This window comes from uncultured Bradyrhizobium sp. (genome assembly GCF_936943645.1).
Taxonomy (GTDB): Bacteria; Pseudomonadota; Alphaproteobacteria; order Rhizobiales; family Xanthobacteraceae; genus Bradyrhizobium.
The window spans coordinates 26103-49212 of record NZ_CAKZJO010000087.1; the positions used below are offsets into that span (position 1 = coordinate 26103).

Sequence of the window (23110 nt, forward strand, 5' to 3'; positions counted from 1 at the left end):
AGGCGCAGGATTCGCCGTCCGGATGAGACGGGCAATTCGCCAGTTGCGGAGACAATCGACCATGCCAAAGAAGTACGGAATTGCCATTGCCAACGAGACGGTCAGCACGCCGAACCAGGAATGGTTCGCCGCCATAAACCCCTACACTCGCGAGGAATGGGCGCAGGTCGCGCAGGCGACCCCCGCGCAGGTCACGGACGCGATCGCGGCGGCGAGAAGAGCCTATGAAACCGTCTGGAGCAAGACCACGGGTCTTGCGCGCGCGACCTTGCTGAACAAGCTCGCCGATCTGCTCGACGCGCAGGCCGAGCGCATCGCCATCATGGAGAGCACCGACAACGGAAAGATCATCCGGGAGACGCACGGGCAGATGCATTTTGCCGCGCGCGCCTACCGGTTCTTCGCGGGCTGCGCCGACAAGATCTTCGGCGATACGATTCCGCTCGACCAGCGCGATGTGTTCGACTTCACGCGCCGGGAGCCGATCGGCGTTGCGGTTCTCATCACCGCCTGGAATTCGCCGATGGGTCTGCTTGCCAACAAGCTCGCGCCGGCTCTGGCGGCGGGCAATTGCGTCGTCATCAAGCCGTCCGAGCATGCGTCGGTGACGACGCTTGAATTCGCCGAGCTGGTCCGCGCGGCGGGCTTCCCCGCGGGTGTCGTCAATGTCGTCACCGGCGATTACCGGACCGGGCAGGCGCTGCTCGCCAGCGGCCGGATTGACCGCGTCAGTTTCACGGGAAGCCCGAATGTCGGCCGCCAGATCGCGGCGGAGGCGGGTCGGTCGCTCGTCCCGGTCACGTTGGAGCTGGGCGGCAAGTCCCCCAATGTCATCTTCGAGGACGCCGACCTCGACAAGGCGACGGTCGGGGCTCTCGCCGGCATTTTCGGCGCGACCGGGCAGACATGCATCGCCGGCTCGCGGCTCCTCGTGCAGCGGTCCATTCACGATGACATCGTGAAACGTCTCCTCGCCCGGGCGCACAAGATCAGGCTCGGCAATCCCCTGGACAAGGCGACGGACATGGGGACGGTAGCGAACGAGCCGCAGTTCGAGCGTATCCTCAAATGCATCGGCGATGCTCAGAAGGAGGGGGCGGTTCTCGCGTGTGGCGGAAAGGCCGCGACGGGCGATGGTCTCGGCAACGGCCTGTTCATTGAGCCGACCATCTTCACGGGCGTGGAGAACAAGATGGCGATTGCCCAGGAGGAGGTGTTTGGACCTGTGCTCTCGATCATTCCCTTTGACACGGAAGAGGAGGCGATCGGCATCGCCAACGACAGCAAATATGGCTTGGCATCCGGGATCTGGACGACGAACCTGTCGCGCGCCTTGCGCGTGTCACGAGCCGTCCATGCCGGAACGGTCTGGGTGAATACCTACCGTGCCTCCAGCGCCATGGCGCCGTTCGGAGGTTTCAAGGAATCCGGCTTCGGCAAGGAGCGCGGCGTCGCGGCGCTGGACGAGTTCCTGCAGACCAAGAACGTGATGATCGATTTCTCCAACGAGGAGCGCGATCCGTTCGCGCTCAAGATGTGATGTGCGCTGCCGCCGAACGGCGCGTGCAGCGCATCTCGCGAATAGAGCGGCGCGCATGTGCCGTCTTCAATCTCCAGAACCGCAATCGGTCTTCTGGAGAATAGCGGCGGTCGACGAGATCGCCGTCGCCCTCAGGGCGTCCTCCCTGGACTCGAGCTCCGTGACCCCCTGTGGTCGCGGAGCTCTTTTTCTTTGGGGGGGGGCGGCAGCTGCCTCATTCAGGCGCAGCGATGAGCGATCGGCGCGTCCCGGTCGTCCGCCGTCTAGCTAGAAAATGCATTATCTGACAGCAGGAAAGTCGCGTCTATCTTGACGCTTCGCCCGACTGGGTCGACTTTTCAGCCGTTTTTGGCTGGGCATTCGAAAATTACCCAGGCGGGGTGTTGACCGTCATCAAATATAATGCATTATGCATTCTATGTTGGTCACTGAAGCTCAAGGCAAGGCTCTGCTGCGCAGCGCCGCCATCGCCACTCCTTCCAGTCAGGAATTGCGCTCTCTCGACGAAGCGCGGGCCTGTCGCATTGCGCTGCCTGTCGCTGTCAAAGCGCAGGTCGCCGCCGGCGGACGGGGCAAGGCCGGCGGCATTCGCAAGGCAAGCTCCGCCGCAGAGCTGGAAAGCGCCTTCGACGCGATCATGGGAATGCGGTTCGCCGGCGAAGCGCCGTCGTCCGTCCTGGTCGAGAGCTGGCTCGACATCGACCGCGAGCTTTATCTTGCCGTGGCGATCGACAGCCGGGTCGGCGGCTTCAACGTGCTCTATTCGCCGCGCGGCGGAGTCAACATCGAGGATGGCCCGCCGCCGCTCAGCTATCCGGTCGGGCTCGCCCGCAATTTTCGCGCCCACGCCTTCCGCGCGCTGCTGGAGCCGGTCGAGAGCGACGTGAAGGTGCGCGAACGCGTCATCTCGACCGCACGCCGTTTGCTCGAAATCGCGCAAGCGAACGAATGCACGACGGTGGAGATCAATCCGCTGGTCGTCGCCAAGGGGGGCGCGTTGATCGCCGCGGACGCAAAGATCGTCCTGGATGAAGCGGCGGTGTTCCGCAAGGCCGCCACGGCGTCCGCCATCGCAGCCTCGCGCGCCAAGGCGGAGCAAGACATCCGCCGATGCGAGGAAGCCAATCTGATGCTGGTCTGGCTGGACGGCGAGATCGGACTGATCTCCGGCGGTGCCGGCATGACCATGGCCGCGATGGATGCGATCGACGGCGCCGGCGCGCAACCGGCCTGTTTCCTCGACGTCAGCGGCAACCCGACGCCGGCAGGATTTGGGCTTGCCTTCGACCTGCTCGACCGCGCGCCGAACGTGAAGGGCATTCTGGTCAGCATGTTCGGCGGCGGGCTGCACACTGACCGCGTGGCGAAAACGCTGGTCGAGCTGCTGGCGCGGCGAACCTCGGCGAAGCCGGTGACACTGCGGCTGAACGGCACGCGCAGCGATCTTGCAACCACGATCCTCCGCGAGGCCGGCCGTCAGAACCACGCGACGCTGGAGAGTGCGGTCGCCGATATCGTCAAGCGAGTGGCGGGAGCGCAGTCATGAGCATACTTCTCGGTGCTGATGCCCGCGTACTGATCGTCGGCATCACCGGCAAGTTCGGCACGTTCTCCGTCAAGGATCTCGCGCAGAGCCAAACCAAGGTCGTCGCCGGTGTGGCGACGGGGCGCGGCGGCCAGGCCATCGAAGGCGTTCCGGTGTTCTCCAGCGTCGCGGCGGCGATGCGGGAAACCCACGCCAATGCGGCCCTGGTCTACGTGCCGGCCGTCGTTGCGCTCGATGCGGTGCTGGAGACGATCGAAGCCGGCTGTCCGCTGATCGCCTATCCCGGCGACGGCCTGCCGGTGCTGGACGCGATGGAGATGCGTGCGGCCGCGCTCGATCACGGCGCACATCTGGTCGGGCCGAACTCACCCGGACTGATCTCGCCCGGCAAGGCCAAGCTCGGCTTCATGCCTTCGTTCTGCTACGCGCCCGGGCCGATCGGCGTGATCTCGCGCAGCGGCTCGTTGTCCTATGAGGCTTGCTTCCGCCTGTCGTCGGCAGGTCTCGGCCAGAGCAGTGTCATCGGCATCGGCGGCGATCCGGTGCGCGGCGTCAACGCGGCGGAAGCCATCGCGCTGTTCCACGATGATCCCGAGACGCGCGCCATCATCTATCTCGGCGAGATCGGTGGCTCGGAAGAATATGCCCTCGCCGAATACGCCAAGCGGCCGGATGCAAAGCCGGCGGCGGCTCTGCTGGTCGGCCGCACCGCGCCCGCCGGCAAGAAGATGGGACACGCCGCCGCGATGATCGGCTCCTATGCCGAGGCCTGGGCGGCGAAGGTCGAGGCGCTCGATCGTGCCGGTGTCGTGATCGCGCGCAATCTCGACGGTCTCGCCGCTGCCGCCGCTTCGGCGTTGGCCCGCGCCATGAAACCCGCAGCCTAGCACAACTCAACTCGTACAGGGATTGGAGACGAAGATGTCAGACGTGATGGAGAAGGAAAAAGAGGTCGGCCATGCCCCGGCGGAAGGCAAGATCACCGACGAAGCGATCGCGCAGGCGCGGGGCATGATCGGCCTTCAGCTTCGCCCGGAGGGACCGTATCTCCAGGACGCGACCGAAGACACGATCCGCAATTTCTGCAACGGCATCGGCGATCTCAACCCGCTCTACCGCGACTCCGAGCACGGCCGGCAAAGCCGCTATGGCACCAACGTCGCCCATCCGATGTTCCCGATGGCGTTCGGCTGGATCGGCCGCACGCGCTGGGGTCTTCCCGGCGTTCACGGCTTCTACGCGGGCAACGACTGGGAGCTGTTCCGCCACATCCGGCCCGGTGATCGCATCACCGCGATCGAGCGCGTGGTCGGCATCGAGGTGAAGGAGAGCAAATTCTCCGGCCGTCTCGTGCTGCAATATGTCGAGGCCACCTATTCCAACCAGCGCGGCGAAATGGTCGCCCGCGCGCTCGGCACCTGCACCCGCCACGAGCGCAAGGCCGCGCGCGACGCCGGCAAGTACAAGGACGTCAAGCCCTATGAGTACACGGCGGACGAATTCGCCGCGCTCGACGAGGCGATCCTGAAGGAGGACGAGCGGATCCGCGGCACCACGATGCGCTACTTCGAGGACGTCAACGAAGGCGACGAACTGCCGCCGATCGTGCGCGGCCCGCTCTCGCTGATGGACACGATGGGCTTCCTGGTCGGCTGCGGCCGCGGCCACACCCACGGCATCGTGCTGAAATCCGCCGTCAAGCATCCCGGCCATTTCTTCCGCAATCCGGAAGCCGGCGGCGGCATCGAATATACCGGCATCGGGCATCACCGCGAGTCCGTGGCCAAGGAAGTCGGCGTGCCCGGCACCTATGATTACGGTCCGCAGCGCTCGTCCTGGCTCGCCAGCCTCGTCAGCAACTGGATGGGCGATGCCGCCTTCCTGAAGCGCGTGCGCACCGAGATGCGGCGCTTCAACACCATGGGTGATTCCACCTGGTGCAAGGGCAAGATCAGCAAGAAGTACGTCAAGGACGGCTTTGCGCTAGTCGATCTCGAGATCTGGGGCGAGAACCAGCGCGGCGAGCTGACCACGCCGGGCCTTGCCACCGTGATGCTGCCCTCGCGCGACGTGAAGAACCGCGTGTTCTTCGATGGTGCGGGACTCGAGCTCGAACTGCCGACGATCCGCTGAGGCTTTAAGCCAAGCAAGCACCGAAGCGTGGTGCGCCACGCTTCGGACCCAACCAAGAACAACACGAGGAAGCGTTGCCATGACGGACGAGGCTGCTGCGCCTCCGCTTGCGGGCGCCATTGCCGTCGAGATCTCGCGCGGTGTTGCGGCCGGCCATGCCGGCCGGCTGCTCTCCACCCTCGGTGCAGAGACAGTCCTCGTCGAGCCGCCGGAAGGCAATCCTCTTCGCCGCGAGCCGCCGTTGCTTCCGCCGGCCCATGAAGCGAGCGCGCTGTTCGCGTTTCTGGCAGCAGGCAAGAAAAGCGTCACCTGCGATCTGACGAGTGCGGCCGGCCAGGCGGGATTGTCCGTGCTGCTGACTGAAGCCGATGTCCTCGTGCATGATCTTCGCCCCGACGAGCGCGCAAATCTCGAACTCGATGAGCCGACGCTCAGGGCCCGCTATCCGAAGCTGATCGATGTCTCGGTGTTGCCGTTCGGCGCCTTCGGACCGAAGGTGGACTGGCGAGCGGAGGAGATCAATCTGATCCACGCGTCCGGCGAGGGCTTTCTGCTGCCCAACGGCCTTGCCGCCGAACTCTTTCCCGAACGTCCGCCGCTGAAGGTCTACGGCCATTTCGCCGAGTATCAGGGCGGCGTAGTCGCTGCGCTGGGGGCATTGTCCTCACTGGTGAGCCGCGTGCAGGGTGGCGCTGAAAGCGTCGACGTCTCCATCCAGGATGCGACGCTCGCGGTCGGCGCATTCGCGCTGCAGCGTCTCGGGGACGGCTCGCTGGAGCATCGCCGGACGCGCTCGTTCAAATATGGCGGCGTGCTCGAATGTGCCGACGGCTATGTCGAGCTGCTGACGCTCGAGGAGCGGCAGTGGCGCGGCCTCATCGAGCTGATGGAGCGCCCCGATTGGATGCTCGATCCCGCGCTCTCGGACTCGCTGGAGCGCAGCCGGCGTGGCCCGGAGATCAATCGCGCCATTCGAGCTTGGGCACGCGAGCAGCGGACCGCGGATGTCGTCGCGCGCGCGCAGGCGCTCGGTGTGCCCATGGCGAAATACGCCAGCCCCGCCGAGGTGCTGTCCGGTCCGCATGAGGCCGCGCGACACCTGTTTCAACCGGTCGAGATTCCGGGCGCCGGCCGGCTGCCGGTGCTGTCGGCACCGTTTCACGTCGATGGCGCCGCGCTGCCCTTGCGAGCTGGGCCGCCCCGGCTCGGCGAACATCAGCATTTGCTCTCGACCAGGCGTCATCGCGAACGGCCGGCTGTTGCCGCGGAGGTCTCATGAAACCGCTTGCCGGAGTCCGCATCGCCGATTTCACGCTGCATGCGGCCGGGCCGTTCTGCACCCACATCCTGTCGCAGCTCGGCGCGGAGTGTATCAAGGTCGAGAGCGCGGCGCGCCCTGATATCTTCCGCAAGCCGCACCCGGTCTACGGCCGGATGGGACCGGCGAGCTTCGATCAGGTGGCATCCAACAAGCTGTCGGTGCGCATCAATCTTAAGGACGCCAAGGGCATCGCGCTGGCCAAAAAGCTCGTCGGCGTCAGCGATCTCGTCTGCGAGAGCTTTCGGCCCGGCGTGATGGAACGGCTCGGTCTTGGTTATGCAGCGCTCGCCGCGCTGAAGCCCGTGGTGGTGATGGTGTCCGTCTCGTCCTCGGGCCAGAGCGGACCGGATTCACATTTCGCCGGCTACGCGCCGCTGTTCGGCGCCTGGGGCGCGCTCGGTTATCTCACCGGCTATGAGGACGGGCCGCCGGTCGAGATGCGGCACGTGATGGACCACAGCGTCGGCGTGAACGCCGCCATGGCGGCGGTGGCCGCCATCTATCGTCTGCGCCAGACCGGGCGCGGCGGACATGTCGATGTCAGCGCGCGCGAGGTGGCCTGCTCGCTGGTCGGCGAAGCCCTGCTGTTCGCCGCCGCCGGAGGAGAGCCGGCACGGATCGGCAATGATCATCTGCGGATGGCGCCGCATGGCGTGTTCCGGACCCGCGAGGAGGACCGCTGGCTGACCATTGCCGTCGGGACCGACGACGAATGGCGGCGCCTGGCAAGGCTGATCGATGCGCCGCATCTGCTGACCGACCCGCGGTTCCAGACAAGAGCGAGCCGTCACATGCACCGACAGGTGCTGCATGGCGAGGTCGAGCACTGGACGATGACGCGCGAGGCCGGTGAGGCCGAGCGAAAGCTCCAGGCTGCCGGCATCGCGGCGCATGTCTCCTGCAACATGGAGGACATCGCGCACGACCGGCATCTGCGCGAGCGCGGGACCGTCGTCGATGTCGAGGATACTGCCGGCCGCGAGCGCGCCGCGCTGAAGGCGCCGATCCGCTTCTCGAAATCCGAGGTCGGCATGACGCGCGGCACGCCGCGGCTCGGCGAGGACGAGGACTACGTGTTCGGCGAGCTGCTCGGCCTCAGCCGCGAGGACCGCGACGTGTTGATCGACCAGCAGGTGATTTTCTGAACGCTTGAAGTGGAGTTGCCGTCATGAACGAGAGTGCCGCATTGGCCGACGAGGATTGGCAGGCCTGGGTCGGCCGCAAGGAGACGATCCGCGAGCGGATCGCGCCGGACCGCGTCGCCGCGCTGGCCGCCACGCTCGGCGTGGAAGGACATCATGCGCCCGGCGCAGCCCTGCCGCCGGGGTGGCACTGGATCTTCTTCAATCGCTTCGTGCCACGGCAGGAGCTCGGCGCGGACGGACATCCGAAGCGCGGCGGATTCCTGCCGCCGGTGTCCTTGCCGCGTCGCATGTGGGCCGGCGGGCGGCTCACCTACCACAAGCCGCTGACCATCGGCAGCGAAGGCGTGCGCGAAAGCACGATCCTGAAGGTCGAAGCCAAATCCGGTCGTGCCGGAAAGCTGGTCTTCGTCACCGTCAGCCACAGCATTTCCTGCGATGGCGCGCCTTGCGTCACCGAACAGCAGGACATCGTCTATCGCGAGGCCGCCGCGCCGGGATCGCCCGTGCCCGCGGCCACGCCATCCCCGCAGCATGGCGCATGGTCGGAAGAGTTCCGGCCCGACACCGTGCTGCTGTTCCGCTATTCGTCGCTCACGTCGAATGGCCACCGCATCCACTACGACCAGGCGTACGCGCAGGCCGAGGAGAATTATCCGGATCTCGTCGTGCACGGGCCGCTGACAGCGACCTTGCTGCAGAGCTTCGCGGAGAAGCATGCCGGCAAGCCGCTCAAATCCTTCGCGTTCAGGGGCGTCTCGCCGCTGTTCGTGAGCTCGCCGTTCCACCTGGAGGGAAAGGGCGACGGGCACGCGCTCGACCTCTGGGCCAGCGGACCGGGCGGCGCGCTCGCGATGAAGGCGTCCGCAGAGGTCTGATCGCATCGGCACGGTCCGGGAAACAAGGAAAGCACGGCGGAGGCGAGGGCGATGAGATCGGCGCATCTTTCTGTAGTCCCGTTACAAGGCGGCGAGGCGCGATGCGCGCCCGCGGTCGAGCTGCGCGGTGTTGGCAAGACCTTTTCCTCGCGCAGCGGCCGCGTCGACGTCCTGAGCGGGCTGAACCTTTCGCTTCAGAGCGGCGAGTTTCTCGCCATCGTCGGTCCCAGCGGTTCCGGCAAGTCGACCGTGCTGAATCTGCTCGCCGGCCTCGACCGGCCGACCACCGGCGCGGTGTTGTGTCAGGGCGTACCGGTCGGCGCCGTCAATACCGGGATCGGCTATCTCACGCAGCATGACAGCCTGCTGCCGTGGCGGACGGTGGAGCAGAACATCGCGGTGCCGCTCGAGCTGCGCAAGATCGACCGTGCGGAGATTGCGGACCGCGTGCGCGAGCTGATCGCGCAGGTCGGTCTCGACGGTTTCGAGCGTCACTACCCGAGCCAGCTCTCCGGCGGCATGCGCAAGCGCGCGATGCTCGCCCGCACGCTGATCTATGACCCGCCGGTGCTGTTGATGGACGAGCCGTTCGGACCGCTCGATGCGCAGCTCAAGCTGGTGCTGCAGGCGGAGCTTCTCAAATTGTGGTCGGTGCGGCGCAAGACGGTGGTGTTCGTGACCCACGACATCGTCGAGGCGATCACGCTCGCCGATCGCGTTCTGGTGTTCTCGCCGCGCCCCTGCCAGATCAGGCTCGACGAGCCCATCAATATTCCGCGGCCGCGCGAAGTGCACGAGGTGCGCTTCCATCCCGCCTTCGAAGAGCATTACAGGCGGCTGTGGGCCGCCCTCGAACCGCCGGCGAGGCGAATGTCATGAGCACAGAGGTGCTGTCCGATACGCGAGCCGAGCCGATGTTCGGCCAATCCGGCCGCGTGCGGCTCTATCGCACGGTCTTCGTGGTCGCGATGCTCACGGCGTGGCAGGCCGCATCCGGCACGCTGCTCGATCCGTTCTGGGTGAGCAGCCCGGCGGCGGTTTTCAAGACGCTGGTGGAATGGACCGCGAGCGGGCAGCTCTCCTATCACCTGCTCATCACGTTCAAGGAAACCGCCGCCGGCTTCATATTGGGCGCGACCGCCGGTGTCCTGTTTGCGCTGATGATCGGCGCGAGCGACATCCTGCATCGCACCGTCGATCCCTTCGTCACGGCGGTATACGGCGTGCCCAAGGTCGCGCTCGCGCCGCTTTTCATCATGTGGTTCGGCATCGGTCTGGCGCCAAAGATCGTGCTCGCGGCGATCAGTGTGTTCTTCCTGGTGTTCTTCTCGACCTTGCGCGGTGTGCGTGAGGTCGACCTGAAGATGGTCGATGCGTTGCGGACCATGGGCGCAGGGCGGTTCGCGGTCCAGCGCATGGTCATCTTTCCGTCCGCGTTGCCATGGCTGTTCACGGGATTGAAGCTCGGCCTGCCTTACGGCTTCGTCGGCGCGGTTGCAGCCGAGATGATGGCCTCGAATGCGGGCATTGGCTACCTCACGCAGAACTCCGCCGGCCAGCTCGACACGGCCGGGGTGTTCGCCGCGCTGTTCGCGCTGATGGTCGTCACCACACTGCTCAATGAAGCGCTCGGACGGCTGGAGAGCTGGATCTTCCGTTGGCGCTGAGGAGACCTTTTCACAACAAGAATAATGGGAGGACATCATGATCACGCGTCGGACGATGTTGGGCGGTATCGCTGCGGGGGCACTGGGCGGTTCGGTCACGCCAGGCCTGTCGCAGGGCGCCGGCAAGCCGGTGACGATCGCGATCGGTGGTTACACCTTCGCCTATCTGCCGCTGCTGGTCGCGACCGCAGCAGGCTACATGAAGGATGCGGACCTCGACGTCTCCCTGATCGACACCGGCAGCGGCACCAACAGCATGGCGGCGATCCTCGGCGGCAGTGTCGACGTGGCCGGTCTCGTGATGAGCGACGTGATCCTTGCGGTCGCCAAGGGTCAGAAGATCAACGCCTTCGCGCCGCTGATGTCGCAATATGCGAGCGATGCGGTGATCGCGCGGAAGACAGCGGACAAGATCGGTCTCGTGCCGGACATGCCGCTGAAGGAGCGCATGGCCCGCATGAAAGGCCTGACGCTGGCGATCTCCGGTCGCGGCAGCGGCACCGACAAAATCTGGCGCTATCTGCTGTCGCTCGGCGGGCTCGATCCAGAGAAGGATGTCAGCCTGACGGTGGTCAAGCTCGACAAGATGTACCTGGCGCTGCGCTCCGGCCAGATCGACGGCTTCAACACCACCGCGCCGGCGAACAACCAGGCGGTGGAGGAGGGGCTCGCGGTGTGGGCCGCCCGCCCGTCGCACGGCGAAGTGCCGGGCATCGAGAATTTCCTCTACACCGTCCTGTGCGGACGGCCGGATTTTCTGGACAAGAATCCCGAGACCGCCGCATCGCTGGTCCGTGGCATGACCAGGGCATCGGAATTGATCCGCAGCGATCCCGAGGCGGCGGGCCAGATCCTGCACGATCGCTATTTCCAGCAGACCGATACGGCGCTGATCAAGCACACGGTCTCGGACCAGCGCACCACCGTCTCGGTGCCGCCGACATTGTCCGAGCAGCAGTTCGCGCACAACATGGAGTTCGAGCTGAAATTCAGCGACGCCGTGCGCGGCGTGTCCTACCGGCAGGCGATCGATCCACGCTGGCTGGGAGCGTAGGGCCAATCTCTGCCGCTTGGAGGCGCGTCTTCTCCCTGCAAGGGGAGAAGGTCGTCAGGCGAAACTCACATCCGCGCTGTTCTTGATCGCGGCGAAGCGGGCGAGGCAGCGCAGGGCGCTGTCGTGCTCGTCGGTGGTGCCGCCGGCGCAGCAGTCTTCCAGCACCGTGCAGCCATAGTCGCGATCGTGGGCTTCGCGCGCGCCGGTGTGCACCACGCCGTTGGTCGAAACGCCGCTCAGGAACAGGTCGGTCACGCCATGGGCGCGCAGGATCGGCTCCAGCGAAGTGCCGTAGAACGGGCTCACCCGATGCTTGATGATGTCGAAATCGCTTGCTTCCGGCTTGAGCTCGGGATGGACTTCCGTGCCCCAGGTGCCGAGCTTGAACATGCCGGCGCTCCTGGCGCGGGAGAAGATCGGCGAATTGGGCGGACATTCCCGGTAATCGGGCGAAAAGCCGACGCGGACATAGCCGATCAGCACGTCCGCTGCGCGGGCCTTGGCGATGACGGCCCTGGTGCGGCCGAGCACGTCGCGCTCCTTCATCAGCGGCACGTAGGTCTTGGCTCCGCCGCCATTCTCATGGACGAGGTCGTTCAGCATGTCCATGACGAGTAGCATCGGCTTCATAGCATCTCCTTCTCAGAGTTCTTTTCAGAGCCTTTGGATTTGGTGCCGCTGTCCGCCCGCGCAGGCATGCTGTTGCGCAGCTCGGTCCAGCCGGTTTCGATGTGCTGGCGCATCGTCAGCATTGCGCTGGCGGCATCGCCCTCGATCACGTTCTTCAGGAGCTCATTATGCTCCTTGGCGGCGCGTACGGCCCGGCCGCCGATGCGGTTGATGACGTCGAACGGATATTGCGCCCACAAGACCTGCACGAAATGCAGTGTCTTCGGCAGCCGTGCGAAATCATACATGCGGCGGTGGAAGCGGTAGTTGATGCCGCGTGCCGCGGTGCTGTCATTGGCGAGCGCGGCGTCCTCGAACTGTCGCGCCAGCTCGCGCAGCTCGGCGATCTCCTCGGCGGTGATGTTGCGCACGGCGCTCTCGACGAGCTGGGTCTCGAGCGTGATCCGCAGCTTCAGGATCTCGGTGGACGCCTCGACGTCGAACGGCGCGACCGTTGCGCCGCGGTAGGAGTCGCTGGAGAGGTAGCCTTCGGCTTCGAGCAGCTTCAGCGCCTCGCGGACCGGCGTGATGCTGATCTTCAGCTCCTGCGCGATCTCGGTTTGCTTGAGCCGGACGCCGCGCGGCAGTCGCCCCGAGATGATGCCCTCGCGGAGATAGTCGGCGACCTGTTCCTCTTTCGTCCGATATTCCATTGGATGCCGCTGCCCCCCGACCGATTTGCCGCGGCTACCATAGACGCGGGCCACCAGGGAGGATAGAAGTACAAACGATAATGCATAATGCATAATCGAGGTTGTCTGCTGATGTCCAGCTCTTTGTCCCGATCGTTCCTGTTTGTCCCCGCCAGCCGGCCCGAGCGTTTCGACAAGGCGCTGATGTCGGGTGCGCACCGGGTCATCCTCGATCTCGAGGACGCGGTGGCCCCCGCGGACAAGAGCGCGGCGCGCAGCGCCATCACCCAGTGGGCCGGGCGGACCGATGCGATCGTCCGCGTCAACGGCGCGGACAGTCCGTTCTTCGCCGCCGATATGGAGATGATCCGCCGCGCTGGCGTGACCAGGGTGATGCTGCCGAAGGCCGAGCCCGGCGCGCTCAATCGCCTGGTCGGTCTGCTGGAGGGCAAGTGCGACATCATCGCGCTGATCGAAACCGTGCGGGGATATGCCGAGCTGCGAAGCATCGGCAAGAGCGGGCTGGTTTCGCAGTGTGCTTTCGGCAATCTCGATTTCGGCGTCGATGCCGGGATAACGGAAACGACGGGCGAGCTCGATCCGGTCCGTCTGCAAATCGTTCTGGAGTCGCGGCTGGCCGGATTGGCGCCGCCGATCGACGGGGTGACGACGTCGTGGACGGATCCTGCCGCCTTCGGCGCAGCCGTCGGCCGGACGAAGGCGCTCGGCTTCGGTGCCAAGCTCTGCATCCATCCGGCCCAGGTCAAGCTGGTCAACGAGGCCTTCCTGCCGACCGCTGACGAGCTCGATTGGGCGCACCGGGTGATGCAGGTTGCAAGGGAGGGGCAGGGCGCCGCGGTGGCGCTCGACGGCAAGATGATCGACGCGCCGGTGATCCGCCGCGCAGAGCTGATCCTGGATGGCGCGATGGAGAACCGCAAATAATGCATAATGCATTTTTTCTTGACCGGCCGGGTTCCTCCCGCTAAGGATCGTCTCACAAGAAAAACAGATCTCGGGGAGGGCCTATGAAGAGGCGTGAGTTTCTCAAGCTATCTGGCGCCGCCGCGCTTGCGTCGGCCTATCCTGGCGGCCCGCTCCTCGCCGACGAGATCGGCGTCGACACCGCGGCCAAGACCATCACCATCGGCGGGTTCACCCCGATCACGGGACCTGTCCCGTTCTACGCAATCCTGACCCATGCGGCCGACGCCTACTTCAAGAGCGTCAACGAGGCCGGCGGCATCAAGGGCTGGAAGATCAACTACGTGACGCTCGACGACGGTTATGATCCCGCCCGCAGCGTTGCTGCGGTCAGGCGTCTCGTCGAGGACAACCACATTTTCGCGCTCGTCGCGGCGGTCGGCACGGCAACCAATGTCGCCGTCATTCCCTACGCCAAGGAAAACGGCCTTGCGATGATCGGGCCGATCGGCGGCGCGAGCGCCTTCTTTGCCGAGCCCAACATCTTTCCGCTGTTGCCCGACTACGGCTGGTCGGCGGCCTCGAATGCCGAGTTCGCTGTCAACGATCTGAAGCTGAAGAAGATTGCGCTGCTGTGGGAGAACGACGAGCTCGGCCGCTCCGCCAAGCGCGGCTTCGATCTCTTCATGGAGGCGAACAAGCTGACGCCGGCGGAATCGGTGCCGTTCGAGGTGAAGACCACGGATTTCACGCCGCATATCCGGCGCGTCGCAAATGCCCAGGCCGACGCCGCGATCCTGTTCGGCTCCAACGCCAATCTTGCGGCGGCGTTGAAGGCAGCCGACCGCCAAGGCGTCAAGCTGACCTGGTTCGCGCCGTTCTTCACGGCCGATCCCGCCACCTACAAGCTGGCCGGCGAGCTGCTGAACGGCGTCTACTTCTCGTCATGGCTGCTTCCGGTCGACAGCGCCGAGCCCGAGATCAAGGCCTATCGCGAGGCCGTGACGAGGTTCTATCCGAACGACCCGGTCGGTGTGTTCGGCCTCAACGGCTGGAGCAACGCCGCGCTGTTCGGCAGCATCTTCAGTGCGCTGGTCGACAGCGGCAAGCCGATCACGCGCGCCAATCTGATCGAGGCGGGCAATAGCTTGAAGAACGCTTCGGTCGGCGGTGCGCGCAAGGTGACCTTCACCGGCTCCGATCACCGCGGCACGCGCCAGGAGGCGATCCTGCAGGCGCAGGGCTCCTTCGTCATGGTGCGCGACTTCAAGCCTTATCCGGCCGTGGCCTTCGACGCCAAGCCGGCCTGACTAGATCGCGTCGGCGGGTGATCGCAAGACGCGACCGCCCGCTGCTCGCTGAACTGCCGGATAGTTACCAAGAAGAACAAGGAAAATACGACATGGCTGGATCGCCTCTGAGCGGCCCCTCGCGTCTCGATGGACAAACTGCCCTCATCACGGGAGCTGCCGGCGGCATCGGCCGCGCCGTCGTTGCCGCCTTCTGCGAAGCCGGCGCCGACGTTGTTGCCACCGACATCGTGGAAGACGGCGGCAAATTTCCCGCCAGGGCGAGCTATCGCCGCTGCGACGTGACGGACAGGGCCGCGGTCGAGAAGCTGATCGACGACGAGCTGAAGGCGCGCGGCAAGATCGATATCCTCGTGCTCTGCGCCGGTACCATCGCCAACACGCCGCTGCCCCAGTCGACCGACGAGGAGTGGGAGAAGATCCTCGCCGTCAATCTGATGGGCACGGTCAATCCCGTCCGGAAGCTCTATCCCGTCATGGCCGAGCGCGGCTTTGGCAAGATCGTGGCGCTCGGCTCGATCGCCGCCAAGATCGGCGGCGTCGCATCGGGGCCGGCCTATGTCGCGGCGAAATCGGCCGTCCATGGCCTGATGAAATGGGTTGCCAAGAATGGCGCGCCTAAGGGCGTCTACGCCAACATCATCGCGCCGGGCCCGGTCGAGACGCCGATGTGGGCGACGGTCACCGATCGTGCCGCGCCGTCGGCGAACGGAAATGTGCCGCTCGGGCGGTTCGGCCAGCCCGAGGACATCGCGCAAAGCATTCTCTTCCTCTGTTCGCCGGCGTCGAACTGGATCACCGGAACGGTGCTCGACGTCAACGGCGGCATGTTGATGGATTGATGCCATGAGCGCAGCAGACACCATCGGCTTCGTCGGTCTTGGCGTCATGGGGGGACCCATGTGCCGCAATGTCGCGAAAAAGCATGCCGGCCGCGTGCTGATGCTGGATCGCGATGCGGCGGCGGTTGCGGCGCTGTCCGACACCAGGGCGCAAGCCGCTGCGTCGCTCGAGACACTCGCTGCGGCCTGTGACGTGATCTTCCTGTCATTGCCCGGTGGGCCGCAAGTGGAGGCGGTCTCGGGCGCGATTGCGCTCGCCGCGCGGCCGGGAACGACCATCGTCGATCTCAGCACCACGCCGGTTGCGCTGGCGCGCAGCGTGTCCGGCCGGCTGAAGGCCCGCGGCGTTCACTTCGCCGATGCGCCGGTGGCGCGCACGCGGGAAGCCGCGCAGCGCGGCGAGCTCAGCATCATGGTCGGCGCCGAGGCGCAGGTGTTTGCGCGGATCGCGCCGCTGCTCGGCTATATGGGGTCCGACGTGACCCATTGCGGCGAGGTCGGCTGCGGCCAGGTCGTCAAGCTGATCAACAATGCGCTGGTGTTCGAGAACACGCTCGCGCTCGCCGAGATGATGGTGGTGGGCGAGCGTGCCGGCGTGAAGCCCGAGACGCTGCTCGGTGCGGTGTCGAAAGGCTCGGGCGACAGCTTCGTCCTGCGCAATCACGGCACCAAGGCGATGCTGCCGCGCAGTTTTCCGGACAAGGCGTTCCCGCCGGAATACGTGCTGAAGGATCTCGACTATGTGCTCCAGCTCGCGGCCGACACGGGCATCCGTCCCGGGGTCGCCGAGCTCGCGCGCCGCTATTACGACGCCGCCCGCAAGCAAGGGCTCTCGGGCCGCTACTTCCCCGGCGTGATCGAGTTCATCGAGAAGGGCGGAACGCCCGCCGAAGGGCAGGGATGAGCGTGGCGGGATTCATCAGGGATATCCTGCCGCTGCTGTGGTCCGGCCTGATCTCCGGCTGTCTCTACGGCGTTGGCGCGCTCGGACTCGTCATGGTGTTCAAGAGCTCGCGCGTCGTCAATTTCTCCCACGGTAATCTCGCCTGTCTCGGCGCCTTCGTGGTCTACGGCTTCTCCAGCGGCAGCCTGCTCAGCCTGTCCTGGGGTAGCGCGGTGGCGCTGGCGCTGGGCATTGCCTGCGCGGTCGCGGTGGTCAGCTATGCCCTGATCGCGCCGATCGTCTTCAAGTCCGATCTTGCCTCCACCATCGCGACGCTCGGCGTCGGGCTGATTCTGCAGGGCGTGGTGCAGCTCGTGTTCGGCGCCGACATCGTCAATCTCGACCTGCCGGTGCCGCGCTACAGCTTCAGCCTGGGCGCGATCCGCATCTCCTCCTACGATCTCGCCGTCCTCGCCGTCACGCTCGCGATCGTTGGCGGCCTGTTCTTGATCATCGAGCGCACCAGGCTCGGCATCGCGTTCCGCGCGGTGTCGACCAATCCCTTTGCCTGCGAGGTCTGCGGGCTGAATTTGCGCTCGGTGCACCTGTTCTCCTGGCTGGCCGGCGCCGTGCTTGGCCTCGTCGCCGCGCTTCTGATCGTGCCGACGACGTTCCTCAGCTCGACGACGGTGCCGTCCTTCATGCTGCAGGCGTTCACGGCGGCGGTGGTCGGCGGCTTCTCCAGCCTGCCGGGCGCCGCCGTCGCCGGCATTCTGGTCGGCGTCGCCATGAACCTGTTCTCGTTCTACGTCTCGCCGGAGTTCATGAACACGTTCCTGCTCGGCGTGATCCTGCTGACGCTGAACTTCTTCCCCAACGGGCTGCTGGAAAGGGCGATCGGTGGCCGTGTCTGATCTCGCGCAGACGTCGAAGGCCGGAATGTCCGCGCGCGGCGCTCATGTCGACGTCGTTCGGCTGCTCATGCTCGCGCTGGTCGCGATCCTGTTGCTGGCGCCGCTGCTCGCCGGCGGCTTCCTGCTCTACAGCCTGTCGCTGTGCTTCGCCAATACGCTGGCGGTGCTGTCGGTCAGCATGCTCGTGCGCTACGGCGGCGAAGTGTCGATCGGGCACAGCTTCTTCGTTGCGCTCGGCGCCTATGCGGTGGCGATCATCGAGCACCGGTTCGGCCTTTCGATCGTGGTGAGCCTGCCGCTGGCGGTTCTGCTCGGCGCGGGCGCCGGCTTCGTCTTCGCGTTTCCCTCGCGTCGGCTGTCGGGGATCTATCTTGCGGTTGCGACCATGGCGCTTGCGCTGGCATTGCCGGAAATCCTGATCGGCTTCGAAAAATTCACGGGCGGGTTCGAAGGGCTCTACATCGCGCAGGACCTTTTGCCCGGCATGCCCAAGGCATTGCAGCGCTACTACGTCGCCCTCGCGGTGCTCGTGCTGGTGTGTCTCGCGCTCGCGCATTTCCGTAAATCGGCGCAGGGGCTGGCGCTGTTGATGGCGCAGGCCCAGCCGCGCGCCGCGGAAGCCATGGGCATCACGCGAAGCTGGGCGCGGATCTCGATCTTCACCCTGAGTGCCGCCCTTGCTGCGCTCGCAGGCGCTCTGACCGGCTTTGCCTCCTCGACCGTCTCCCCGAACAGCTTCACCTTCTTCAGCGGCGTCTTCCTCCTGGTCGGATCGGTCGTCAGCCTTAACCGGTTGTCGCTGCCGGCCGCGCTCGTCGGCGGCGCCTTCATCACGTTGGTGCCGACATATCTTGCGCAAGCCGGCGACTGGGTGCCGATCCTCTACGGCGTCGCGCTCGTCGTCGTGACACTGGTGGCGAACGCCGGCGATCTGCGCCGCTTCCTGCCGCGGGGGATGCGACGATGATGGAGGCTGTCACCAGTGACGGGCTGGTCGCCGAGGGCATCTCGCTCTCTTTCGGCGGGCTGCACGTGTTGAACGACGTCTCGATGACGCTGCAGCCCGGCGTGGTCACCGGCCTGATCGGGCCGAACGGCGCCGGCAAGACCAGCCTGTTCAACTGTCTCACCGGGCTCTATCACGGCCAGCGCGGTCGCAGCAGCTTTGCCGGCACGCCCCTGAACGGCCTCGGCCCCGCGCAGCGCGCCGCATGCGGCATCACGCGCAGCTTCCAGAATCTGGCGATGTGTCCGGATCTGTCGCTGCTGGAAAACGTTCTGGTCGGTCTCACCCTGAAGCGGCGGTCCGGCTGGTTCAGCGCTTTCGTGCCGACGCAAGCGCAGCGGGCCGAGCAACAGGATGCGGAACGGCGCGCCATGGCGGCGCTGAACGAACTCGGGATTGCCTCCGTCGCCCACGAGAAGCCCTCCGATCTGCCGCCAGGAACATTGCGCCTCGGCGAGATTGCGCGCGCCATCGCCTGCGAGCCCAGGGCGATCCTGCTCGACGAGCCGGCGGCGGGCCTGAACGCGGTCGAGACGCGCGACTTGATGCGCGCCTTGAAGCGCCTGATGCGGCCGGATCTCGTGCTGCTCGTCGTCGAGCACGACATGGACCTGATCATGGAGCTGTGCGAGCAGATCTATGTGCTCAACTTCGGCAAGATGATCGCGAGCGGCACGCCGGCCGAAATCCGCGCGCATCCGGACGTGATCCGCGTCTATCTCGGAGACGATGCCGATGATTGAGCTATTCTCCGCGCAGGGTCTCTGCGTCAGCTACGGTGCGGCGCGCGCGGTCGAGAACGTCGACCTCTCCGTGCCCGAGAAGGGCGTGGTGGCCTTGCTGGGCGCCAACGGCGCGGGCAAATCATCGGTGCTCAAGGCCATTGCGGGCCTGGTGCCGGCGGAGGGCGAACTGCGCTTTGCGGGCGAAGACATTGCTGCGCTCGCCGCGCGGCAGCGCGTCCGGCGCGGCATCGTCTATGTTCCCGAGGGCCGTCAGGTCGTCGGTTCGCTCACGGTGGCCGAGAACCTTCTGCTCGGCGGCTACTTCCTCGATGCACGCACGCAGCGGCAACGGCGCGACTTCATGTTGGAATTGTTCCCCGAGATTGCGGGCCGCCTCAAATCGCCGGCCTGGATGCTGAGTGGCGGCGAGCAGCAGATGCTGGCAATCGGCCGCGGTTTGATGAGTGCGCCGCGACTCTTGTTGCTAGACGAGCCGTCGCTCGGGCTGGCACCGCTCCTGATCCGGCGGGTGTTCGAGCGCCTCGTCACCATCAAGCAGGACACCGGGCTCGCCATCATGCTGGTCGAGCAGAATTTCCGCATGACGATGAAGGTTGCCGACGAACTCTATTTCGTCCGGAACGGTGCGATCGTCGGCCATCGCAGCGCGGCGGATCTTGCGACCGCGTCAAGCCGGGCGGAGGTCGTGGATGCCTATCTCGGCGCCGGCCAGCCGGCACCGGCATGAGGGAGTGAGGGGATGCGTCTCCAAGCCAGAGAGATCACGAATGGATTGGCGTTTCCGGAAGGACCGGTCGCGCTGGCGGACGGCAGCGTCCTCGTCGTCGAGATCGAAGGCGGCCGGCTCACGCGGGTGCTGCCATCCGGCAAGAAGGAGATGATCGCGCGGCTCGGCGGCGGCCCCAATGGCGCCGCCATCGGACCGGACGGCAAATGCTATGTCTGCAACAATGGCGGCTTCTCCTGGCACAAGGACAAGAGCAACTTCGCCCGCCCCACCGGTCGCGGCGAGGACTACACGACGGGCCGCATTGAGCAGGTCGATCTCGACACCGGCGCCGTGAGGACTCTCTACGAGAGTTGCGGCGGCGTTCACCTGAACGGGCCGAACGACATCGTCTTCGACGACAGGGGCGGCTTCTGGTTCACCGATCTCGGCAAGACCTATGGCCGCCTGATGGACCGTGGCGCGGTCTATTACGCACGCGTCGACGGCTCGATGATCAAGGAAGCGATCTTCCCGATCATGACGCCGAACGGCGTCGGGCTGTCGCCGGACGGGCGCACGCTCTACGTCTCGGAAACCGAGACCTGCCGGGTCTGGAGCTATCCAATCACGGGCGAAGGCGAGGTTGCGAAGGAGCCGTGGCCGTCGCCGAACGGCGGCAGGCTGCTGCACGGGCTGCCGGGCTATCAGCGGTTCGATTCGCTGGCCGTGGAGGCTGGCGGCAACATCTGCGTCGCAACACTGGTCCGCGGCGGCATCAGCGTCTTTTCGCCGGACGGTCGGCTGATCGAATTCCACGAAGCCGACGAGGTCTATTGCACCAATATCTGCTTCGGCGGCGCTGACATGCGCACGGCCTTCATCACGCTCTCGGGTACCGGGCGACTGGTCGCCGTCGACTGGCCGAGGCCCGGTCTTGCCCTCAACGACCCCCGCACCGCGCGGCGGTAGAGCGCGACCCCACTGACAAACCTTCCACCCCCGTGTACCGTGGCGATGGATTCATCGCGGGCGAGGGGAGATCGGCGGTTCGTGACAGCCGGCAGCGGAACAGGGAAGGCGGCACCGATCATCGGTTCCAAGGAACGTCGGCGCAGGGAATCGGACCGACGCATGCTTCGGGCGGCGGTGGCGCTGATCGGCAAGCATGGCACGGCCGGCGCGAGCCTGGCCGATATCGGCGTCGAAGCCGGTTACAGCCGTGGTCTTCCGGTGCAGCGCTTCGGCACCAAGCTGAGCCTGCTGGAGACCGTGATCGACACCATCCAGGACCGCTTCATGCGCCAGGTCGAGCGGCGGATCGACGGCCGCACCGGCTGCGAGGCGCTGGCCGAGCGCATCCGGATCCAGATGGAGGCGGTCCGCGACATGCCGGACTCGGCGATCGCGCTGTACCATCTCATCGTGGACTCCACCGGCACCGTGCCGGAGCTGAAGCCGCGCATCGCCGAGCTGCATGCCGTCTACCGCGATAATCTGCGCGCCTATCTGATGCAGGCGCGCAAGATGGGCGAACTGCGCAAGGACGTCGACATCGAGCAGAACGTGCGTGCGATTTCCGGAGCGATCAGCGGCATCTGCATCCAGGCCCTGGTCTCCGGCGACACCAGGAAGCTCGGCGAGGACGCCGAGTTTGTCGCCGACCTCTTCATCGATCGCATGATGGAGCCCGGCTCCGTGAAGGCCAGAGCGAGGGTTGGCCGAAGCGTCAGGGGCAAGTCCACGCCGCAGCGCGCGGCGCGCTAGGACCGGAGCTGTCTGCAATGTCGAGAGGGGCCGGGTCCGGCCTGGCCTGACACCTTGCGCGGCGGCTGCGGCGCAGGGCCGCGGCGTGGCGCCCTGAAAATGACGTCGTCCATCATTATTAGTTGCTAGTCAGCAAGCAACTGATGTGATAGCTAACCGGCCAACAACTGAAACAAGCGGTGTGGAGGCAGGCGTGGCGGTCAGGGCAGGCATCTTTGCAGCCGGAATATTGCTGGCGATGGGCTTACAGGCGTCGGCCGCGGACAAGAAATACGGTCCCGGGGTTACCGACAGCGAGATCAAGATCGGCAATACCGCGGCCTATAGCGGGCCGGCTTCGGGGTTCGGTCTGATCGCCAGGACGGGCGAGGCCTATTTCCGCAAGATCAACGAGGAGGGCGGCATCAACGGCCGGAAGATCGTCTTCCTGTCGTACGACGATGCCTATTCGCCGCCGAAGACGGTCGAGCAGACCCGCAAGCTCGTCGAGAGCGACGAGGTGCTGTTCATGTTCAACGCGGTCGGGACGCCGACCAATTCCGCCGTGCAGAAGTACCTCAATGCCAAGAAGGTGCCGCAGCTCTTCGTCTCCAGCGCGGCCCAGAAGTGGAACGATCCGAAGAACTTCCCCTGGAGCATGGGCTTTGCGCCGTCGCTCGAAACCGAAGGAAGGGCTTACGCCAGATACGTGCTGACGGAGAAGCCGAACGCGAAGATCGCGATCTTCTACCAGAACGACGATTTCGGGAAGGACTACCTCAAGGGCATCAAGGCGGGCCTCGGCGACAAGGCTGCGGCGATGATCGTCGCGGAGGAATCCTTCGACGTCACCGAGCCGACCATCGATTCGCACATCGTCAAGCTGAAGGCCGCCGGTGCCGACGTCTTCTTCAACATGGCAACGCCGAAATTCGCGGCACAGGCGATCAAGAAGATCAACGAGCTGAACTGGAAACCGCTGCAGCTCATGAGCTTCGCTTCGGCCTCGATCGGCAGCGTCATCAAGCCGGTCGGGTTCGAGAACGCGCAAGGCATCGTCTCGGCGACCTATTTCAAGGATCCCAACGATGCGCGATGGAAGGAGGATGCGGACTTCAGGGCCCTCAACGCCTTCCTCGACAAATACATGCCGGACGCCAATCGCGCGGATACGCTGATCATCAATGGCTACAACCCGGCACTGCTGCTCGTGCAGGTCTTGAAGCAATGCGGCGACGATCTCACCCGCGAGAACGTCATGAAGCAGGCTGCCAGCTTGAAGGATGTCGAGGTCGGGACGCTGCTGCCGGGCATCAAGGTCTCGACGTCGCCGACCGACTACGCGCCAATCAAGCAATGGCAGCTGATGCGCTTCGAGGGCAGCAACTGGCAGCTGTTCGGCGGCCTCGTCGGTGGCGATTGATCCCTTGGGGATAGGCGATAAGGAAGCA

At 65.6% G+C, this 23110-nt stretch carries 23 protein-coding genes; 21 read left to right on the top strand and 2 right to left on the bottom strand.

All coding sequences use genetic code 11. From position 1 onward, the window contains the following. The first annotated feature begins 61 nt into the window (after nucleotides 1-61). From Q0743_RS26170 to Q0743_RS26215, 10 genes are all read left to right on the top strand, one after another. Nucleotides 62-1540, top strand: coding sequence for an aldehyde dehydrogenase (locus Q0743_RS26170; protein ID WP_298244364.1), 1479 nt, complete (start codon nucleotides 62-64; stop codon nucleotides 1538-1540). A 418-nt stretch (nucleotides 1541-1958) separates the two neighbouring features. Beyond that, on the top strand, nucleotides 1959-3086 hold the full coding sequence (locus Q0743_RS26175; RefSeq protein WP_298244365.1) for an ATP-grasp domain-containing protein: 1128 nt from the start codon (nucleotides 1959-1961) through the stop codon (nucleotides 3084-3086). Continuing rightward, entirely contained in the window at nucleotides 3083-3973 is an 891-nt protein-coding gene (locus tag Q0743_RS26180; protein WP_298244366.1) for a succinate--CoA ligase subunit alpha, read from the top strand. Before Q0743_RS26175 ends, Q0743_RS26180 begins: the two co-directional genes overlap by 4 nt. A gap of 34 nt (nucleotides 3974-4007) precedes the next feature. Next, nucleotides 4008-5219, top strand: a complete 1212-nt coding sequence (locus Q0743_RS26185; protein ID WP_298244367.1) for a MaoC family dehydratase N-terminal domain-containing protein — start codon at nucleotides 4008-4010, stop codon at nucleotides 5217-5219. Nucleotides 5220-5298: 79 nt separating this feature from the next. Beyond that, complete coding sequence (locus Q0743_RS26190) at nucleotides 5299-6498, top strand: CoA transferase (RefSeq protein ID WP_298244368.1); 1200 nt, start codon at nucleotides 5299-5301, stop codon at nucleotides 6496-6498. Then, complete coding sequence (locus Q0743_RS26195) at nucleotides 6495-7685, top strand: CoA transferase (RefSeq protein WP_298244369.1); 1191 nt, start codon at nucleotides 6495-6497, stop codon at nucleotides 7683-7685. The genes Q0743_RS26190 and Q0743_RS26195 overlap by 4 nt, the downstream gene beginning before the upstream one ends. 23 nt (nucleotides 7686-7708) lie before the next feature. Next, nucleotides 7709-8560 carry a MaoC family dehydratase N-terminal domain-containing protein gene (locus Q0743_RS26200; RefSeq protein ID WP_298244370.1) on the top strand — a complete coding sequence of 284 codons (852 nt, stop codon included), beginning with the start codon at nucleotides 7709-7711 and terminating at the stop codon, nucleotides 8558-8560. Nucleotides 8561-8611: 51 nt separating this feature from the next. Then, nucleotides 8612-9439, top strand: a complete 828-nt coding sequence (locus Q0743_RS26205; protein WP_298244371.1) for an ABC transporter ATP-binding protein — start codon at nucleotides 8612-8614, stop codon at nucleotides 9437-9439. Beyond that, nucleotides 9436-10227: an ABC transporter permease gene (locus Q0743_RS26210; RefSeq protein WP_298244372.1), complete on the top strand. Its 792-nt coding sequence runs from the start codon at nucleotides 9436-9438 to the stop codon at nucleotides 10225-10227. The genes Q0743_RS26205 and Q0743_RS26210 overlap by 4 nt, the downstream gene beginning before the upstream one ends. Before the next feature lie 37 nt (nucleotides 10228-10264). Continuing rightward, nucleotides 10265-11281 carry an ABC transporter substrate-binding protein gene (locus Q0743_RS26215; RefSeq protein ID WP_298244373.1) on the top strand — a complete coding sequence of 339 codons (1017 nt, stop codon included), beginning with the start codon at nucleotides 10265-10267 and terminating at the stop codon, nucleotides 11279-11281. A gap of 54 nt (nucleotides 11282-11335) precedes the next feature. Here Q0743_RS26215 and Q0743_RS26220 read toward each other — a convergent pair whose 3' ends face one another. After that, the gene (locus Q0743_RS26220; RefSeq protein WP_298244374.1) at nucleotides 11336-11911 is read right to left on the bottom strand and encodes a cysteine hydrolase; all 576 of its coding nucleotides are present in this window, start codon (nucleotides 11909-11911) and stop codon (nucleotides 11336-11338) included. Continuing rightward, on the bottom strand, nucleotides 11908-12603 hold the full coding sequence (locus Q0743_RS26225; RefSeq protein WP_298244375.1) for a GntR family transcriptional regulator: 696 nt from the start codon (nucleotides 12601-12603) through the stop codon (nucleotides 11908-11910). The genes Q0743_RS26220 and Q0743_RS26225 overlap by 4 nt, the downstream gene beginning before the upstream one ends. A gap of 111 nt (nucleotides 12604-12714) precedes the next feature. Between Q0743_RS26225 and Q0743_RS26230 the strand changes: the two genes are divergently transcribed. The 11 genes from Q0743_RS26230 (at nucleotide 12715) to Q0743_RS26280 (ending at nucleotide 23082) form a co-directional block, all read left to right on the top strand. Next, nucleotides 12715-13527 carry a CoA ester lyase gene (locus tag Q0743_RS26230; protein ID WP_298244376.1) on the top strand — a complete coding sequence of 271 codons (813 nt, stop codon included), beginning with the start codon at nucleotides 12715-12717 and terminating at the stop codon, nucleotides 13525-13527. 83 nt (nucleotides 13528-13610) lie between these two features. Beyond that, nucleotides 13611-14816: an ABC transporter substrate-binding protein gene (locus Q0743_RS26235; protein WP_298244377.1), complete on the top strand. Its 1206-nt coding sequence runs from the start codon at nucleotides 13611-13613 to the stop codon at nucleotides 14814-14816. Between the two features lie 92 nt (nucleotides 14817-14908). Beyond that, entirely contained in the window at nucleotides 14909-15658 is a 750-nt protein-coding gene (locus Q0743_RS26240; RefSeq protein ID WP_298244378.1) for an SDR family NAD(P)-dependent oxidoreductase, read from the top strand. A 4-nt stretch (nucleotides 15659-15662) separates the two neighbouring features. Then, a complete protein-coding gene (locus Q0743_RS26245; RefSeq protein ID WP_298244379.1) occupies nucleotides 15663-16562 on the top strand; it encodes an NAD(P)-dependent oxidoreductase in 900 nt (299 codons plus the stop codon). Continuing rightward, a complete protein-coding gene (locus Q0743_RS26250) occupies nucleotides 16559-17455 on the top strand; it encodes a branched-chain amino acid ABC transporter permease (protein ID WP_298244380.1) in 897 nt (298 codons plus the stop codon). The genes Q0743_RS26245 and Q0743_RS26250 overlap by 4 nt, the downstream gene beginning before the upstream one ends. Next, entirely contained in the window at nucleotides 17442-18422 is a 981-nt protein-coding gene (locus Q0743_RS26255) for a branched-chain amino acid ABC transporter permease (protein WP_298244381.1), read from the top strand. Before Q0743_RS26250 ends, Q0743_RS26255 begins: the two co-directional genes overlap by 14 nt. After that, nucleotides 18419-19204, top strand: a complete 786-nt coding sequence (locus Q0743_RS26260) for an ABC transporter ATP-binding protein (RefSeq protein WP_298244382.1) — start codon at nucleotides 18419-18421, stop codon at nucleotides 19202-19204. Before Q0743_RS26255 ends, Q0743_RS26260 begins: the two co-directional genes overlap by 4 nt. Beyond that, nucleotides 19197-19934 carry an ABC transporter ATP-binding protein gene (locus tag Q0743_RS26265; RefSeq protein WP_298244383.1) on the top strand — a complete coding sequence of 246 codons (738 nt, stop codon included), beginning with the start codon at nucleotides 19197-19199 and terminating at the stop codon, nucleotides 19932-19934. The genes Q0743_RS26260 and Q0743_RS26265 overlap by 8 nt, the downstream gene beginning before the upstream one ends. 12 nt (nucleotides 19935-19946) lie before the next feature. Further along, nucleotides 19947-20885, top strand: coding sequence for an SMP-30/gluconolactonase/LRE family protein (locus Q0743_RS26270; protein WP_298244384.1), 939 nt, complete (start codon nucleotides 19947-19949; stop codon nucleotides 20883-20885). A gap of 162 nt (nucleotides 20886-21047) precedes the next feature. Next, nucleotides 21048-21680, top strand: a complete 633-nt coding sequence (locus Q0743_RS26275; RefSeq protein WP_298244385.1) for a TetR/AcrR family transcriptional regulator — start codon at nucleotides 21048-21050, stop codon at nucleotides 21678-21680. A gap of 238 nt (nucleotides 21681-21918) precedes the next feature. Continuing rightward, nucleotides 21919-23082 carry an ABC transporter substrate-binding protein gene (locus Q0743_RS26280; protein ID WP_298244422.1) on the top strand — a complete coding sequence of 388 codons (1164 nt, stop codon included), beginning with the start codon at nucleotides 21919-21921 and terminating at the stop codon, nucleotides 23080-23082. The last annotated feature ends 28 nt before the right edge of the window (nucleotides 23083-23110 follow it).

Coding starts and splice junctions, on each gene's coding strand:
- Q0743_RS26270 (WP_298244384.1), top strand. CDS start 19,947: ATGCGTCTCCAAGCCAGAGAGATCACGAATGGATTGGCGTTTCCGGAA.
- Q0743_RS26245 (WP_298244379.1), top strand. CDS start 15,663: ATGAGCGCAGCAGACACCATCGGCTTCGTCGGTCTTGGCGTCATGGGG.
- Q0743_RS26220 (WP_298244374.1), bottom strand. CDS start 11,911: ATGAAGCCGATGCTACTCGTCATGGACATGCTGAACGACCTCGTCCAT.
- Q0743_RS26265 (WP_298244383.1), top strand. CDS start 19,197: ATGATTGAGCTATTCTCCGCGCAGGGTCTCTGCGTCAGCTACGGTGCG.
- Q0743_RS26185 (WP_298244367.1), top strand. CDS start 4,008: ATGTCAGACGTGATGGAGAAGGAAAAAGAGGTCGGCCATGCCCCGGCG.
- Q0743_RS26210 (WP_298244372.1), top strand. CDS start 9,436: ATGAGCACAGAGGTGCTGTCCGATACGCGAGCCGAGCCGATGTTCGGC.
- Q0743_RS26200 (WP_298244370.1), top strand. CDS start 7,709: ATGAACGAGAGTGCCGCATTGGCCGACGAGGATTGGCAGGCCTGGGTC.
- Q0743_RS26230 (WP_298244376.1), top strand. CDS start 12,715: ATGTCCAGCTCTTTGTCCCGATCGTTCCTGTTTGTCCCCGCCAGCCGG.
- Q0743_RS26275 (WP_298244385.1), top strand. CDS start 21,048: ATGCTTCGGGCGGCGGTGGCGCTGATCGGCAAGCATGGCACGGCCGGC.
- Q0743_RS26250 (WP_298244380.1), top strand. CDS start 16,559: ATGAGCGTGGCGGGATTCATCAGGGATATCCTGCCGCTGCTGTGGTCC.
- Q0743_RS26170 (WP_298244364.1), top strand. CDS start 62: ATGCCAAAGAAGTACGGAATTGCCATTGCCAACGAGACGGTCAGCACG.
- Q0743_RS26205 (WP_298244371.1), top strand. CDS start 8,612: ATGAGATCGGCGCATCTTTCTGTAGTCCCGTTACAAGGCGGCGAGGCG.
- Q0743_RS26175 (WP_298244365.1), top strand. CDS start 1,959: ATGTTGGTCACTGAAGCTCAAGGCAAGGCTCTGCTGCGCAGCGCCGCC.
- Q0743_RS26190 (WP_298244368.1), top strand. CDS start 5,299: ATGACGGACGAGGCTGCTGCGCCTCCGCTTGCGGGCGCCATTGCCGTC.
- Q0743_RS26240 (WP_298244378.1), top strand. CDS start 14,909: ATGGCTGGATCGCCTCTGAGCGGCCCCTCGCGTCTCGATGGACAAACT.
- Q0743_RS26195 (WP_298244369.1), top strand. CDS start 6,495: ATGAAACCGCTTGCCGGAGTCCGCATCGCCGATTTCACGCTGCATGCG.
- Q0743_RS26260 (WP_298244382.1), top strand. CDS start 18,419: ATGATGGAGGCTGTCACCAGTGACGGGCTGGTCGCCGAGGGCATCTCG.
- Q0743_RS26215 (WP_298244373.1), top strand. CDS start 10,265: ATGATCACGCGTCGGACGATGTTGGGCGGTATCGCTGCGGGGGCACTG.
- Q0743_RS26225 (WP_298244375.1), bottom strand. CDS start 12,603: ATGGAATATCGGACGAAAGAGGAACAGGTCGCCGACTATCTCCGCGAG.
- Q0743_RS26235 (WP_298244377.1), top strand. CDS start 13,611: ATGAAGAGGCGTGAGTTTCTCAAGCTATCTGGCGCCGCCGCGCTTGCG.
- Q0743_RS26280 (WP_298244422.1), top strand. CDS start 21,919: ATGGGCTTACAGGCGTCGGCCGCGGACAAGAAATACGGTCCCGGGGTT.
- Q0743_RS26180 (WP_298244366.1), top strand. CDS start 3,083: ATGAGCATACTTCTCGGTGCTGATGCCCGCGTACTGATCGTCGGCATC.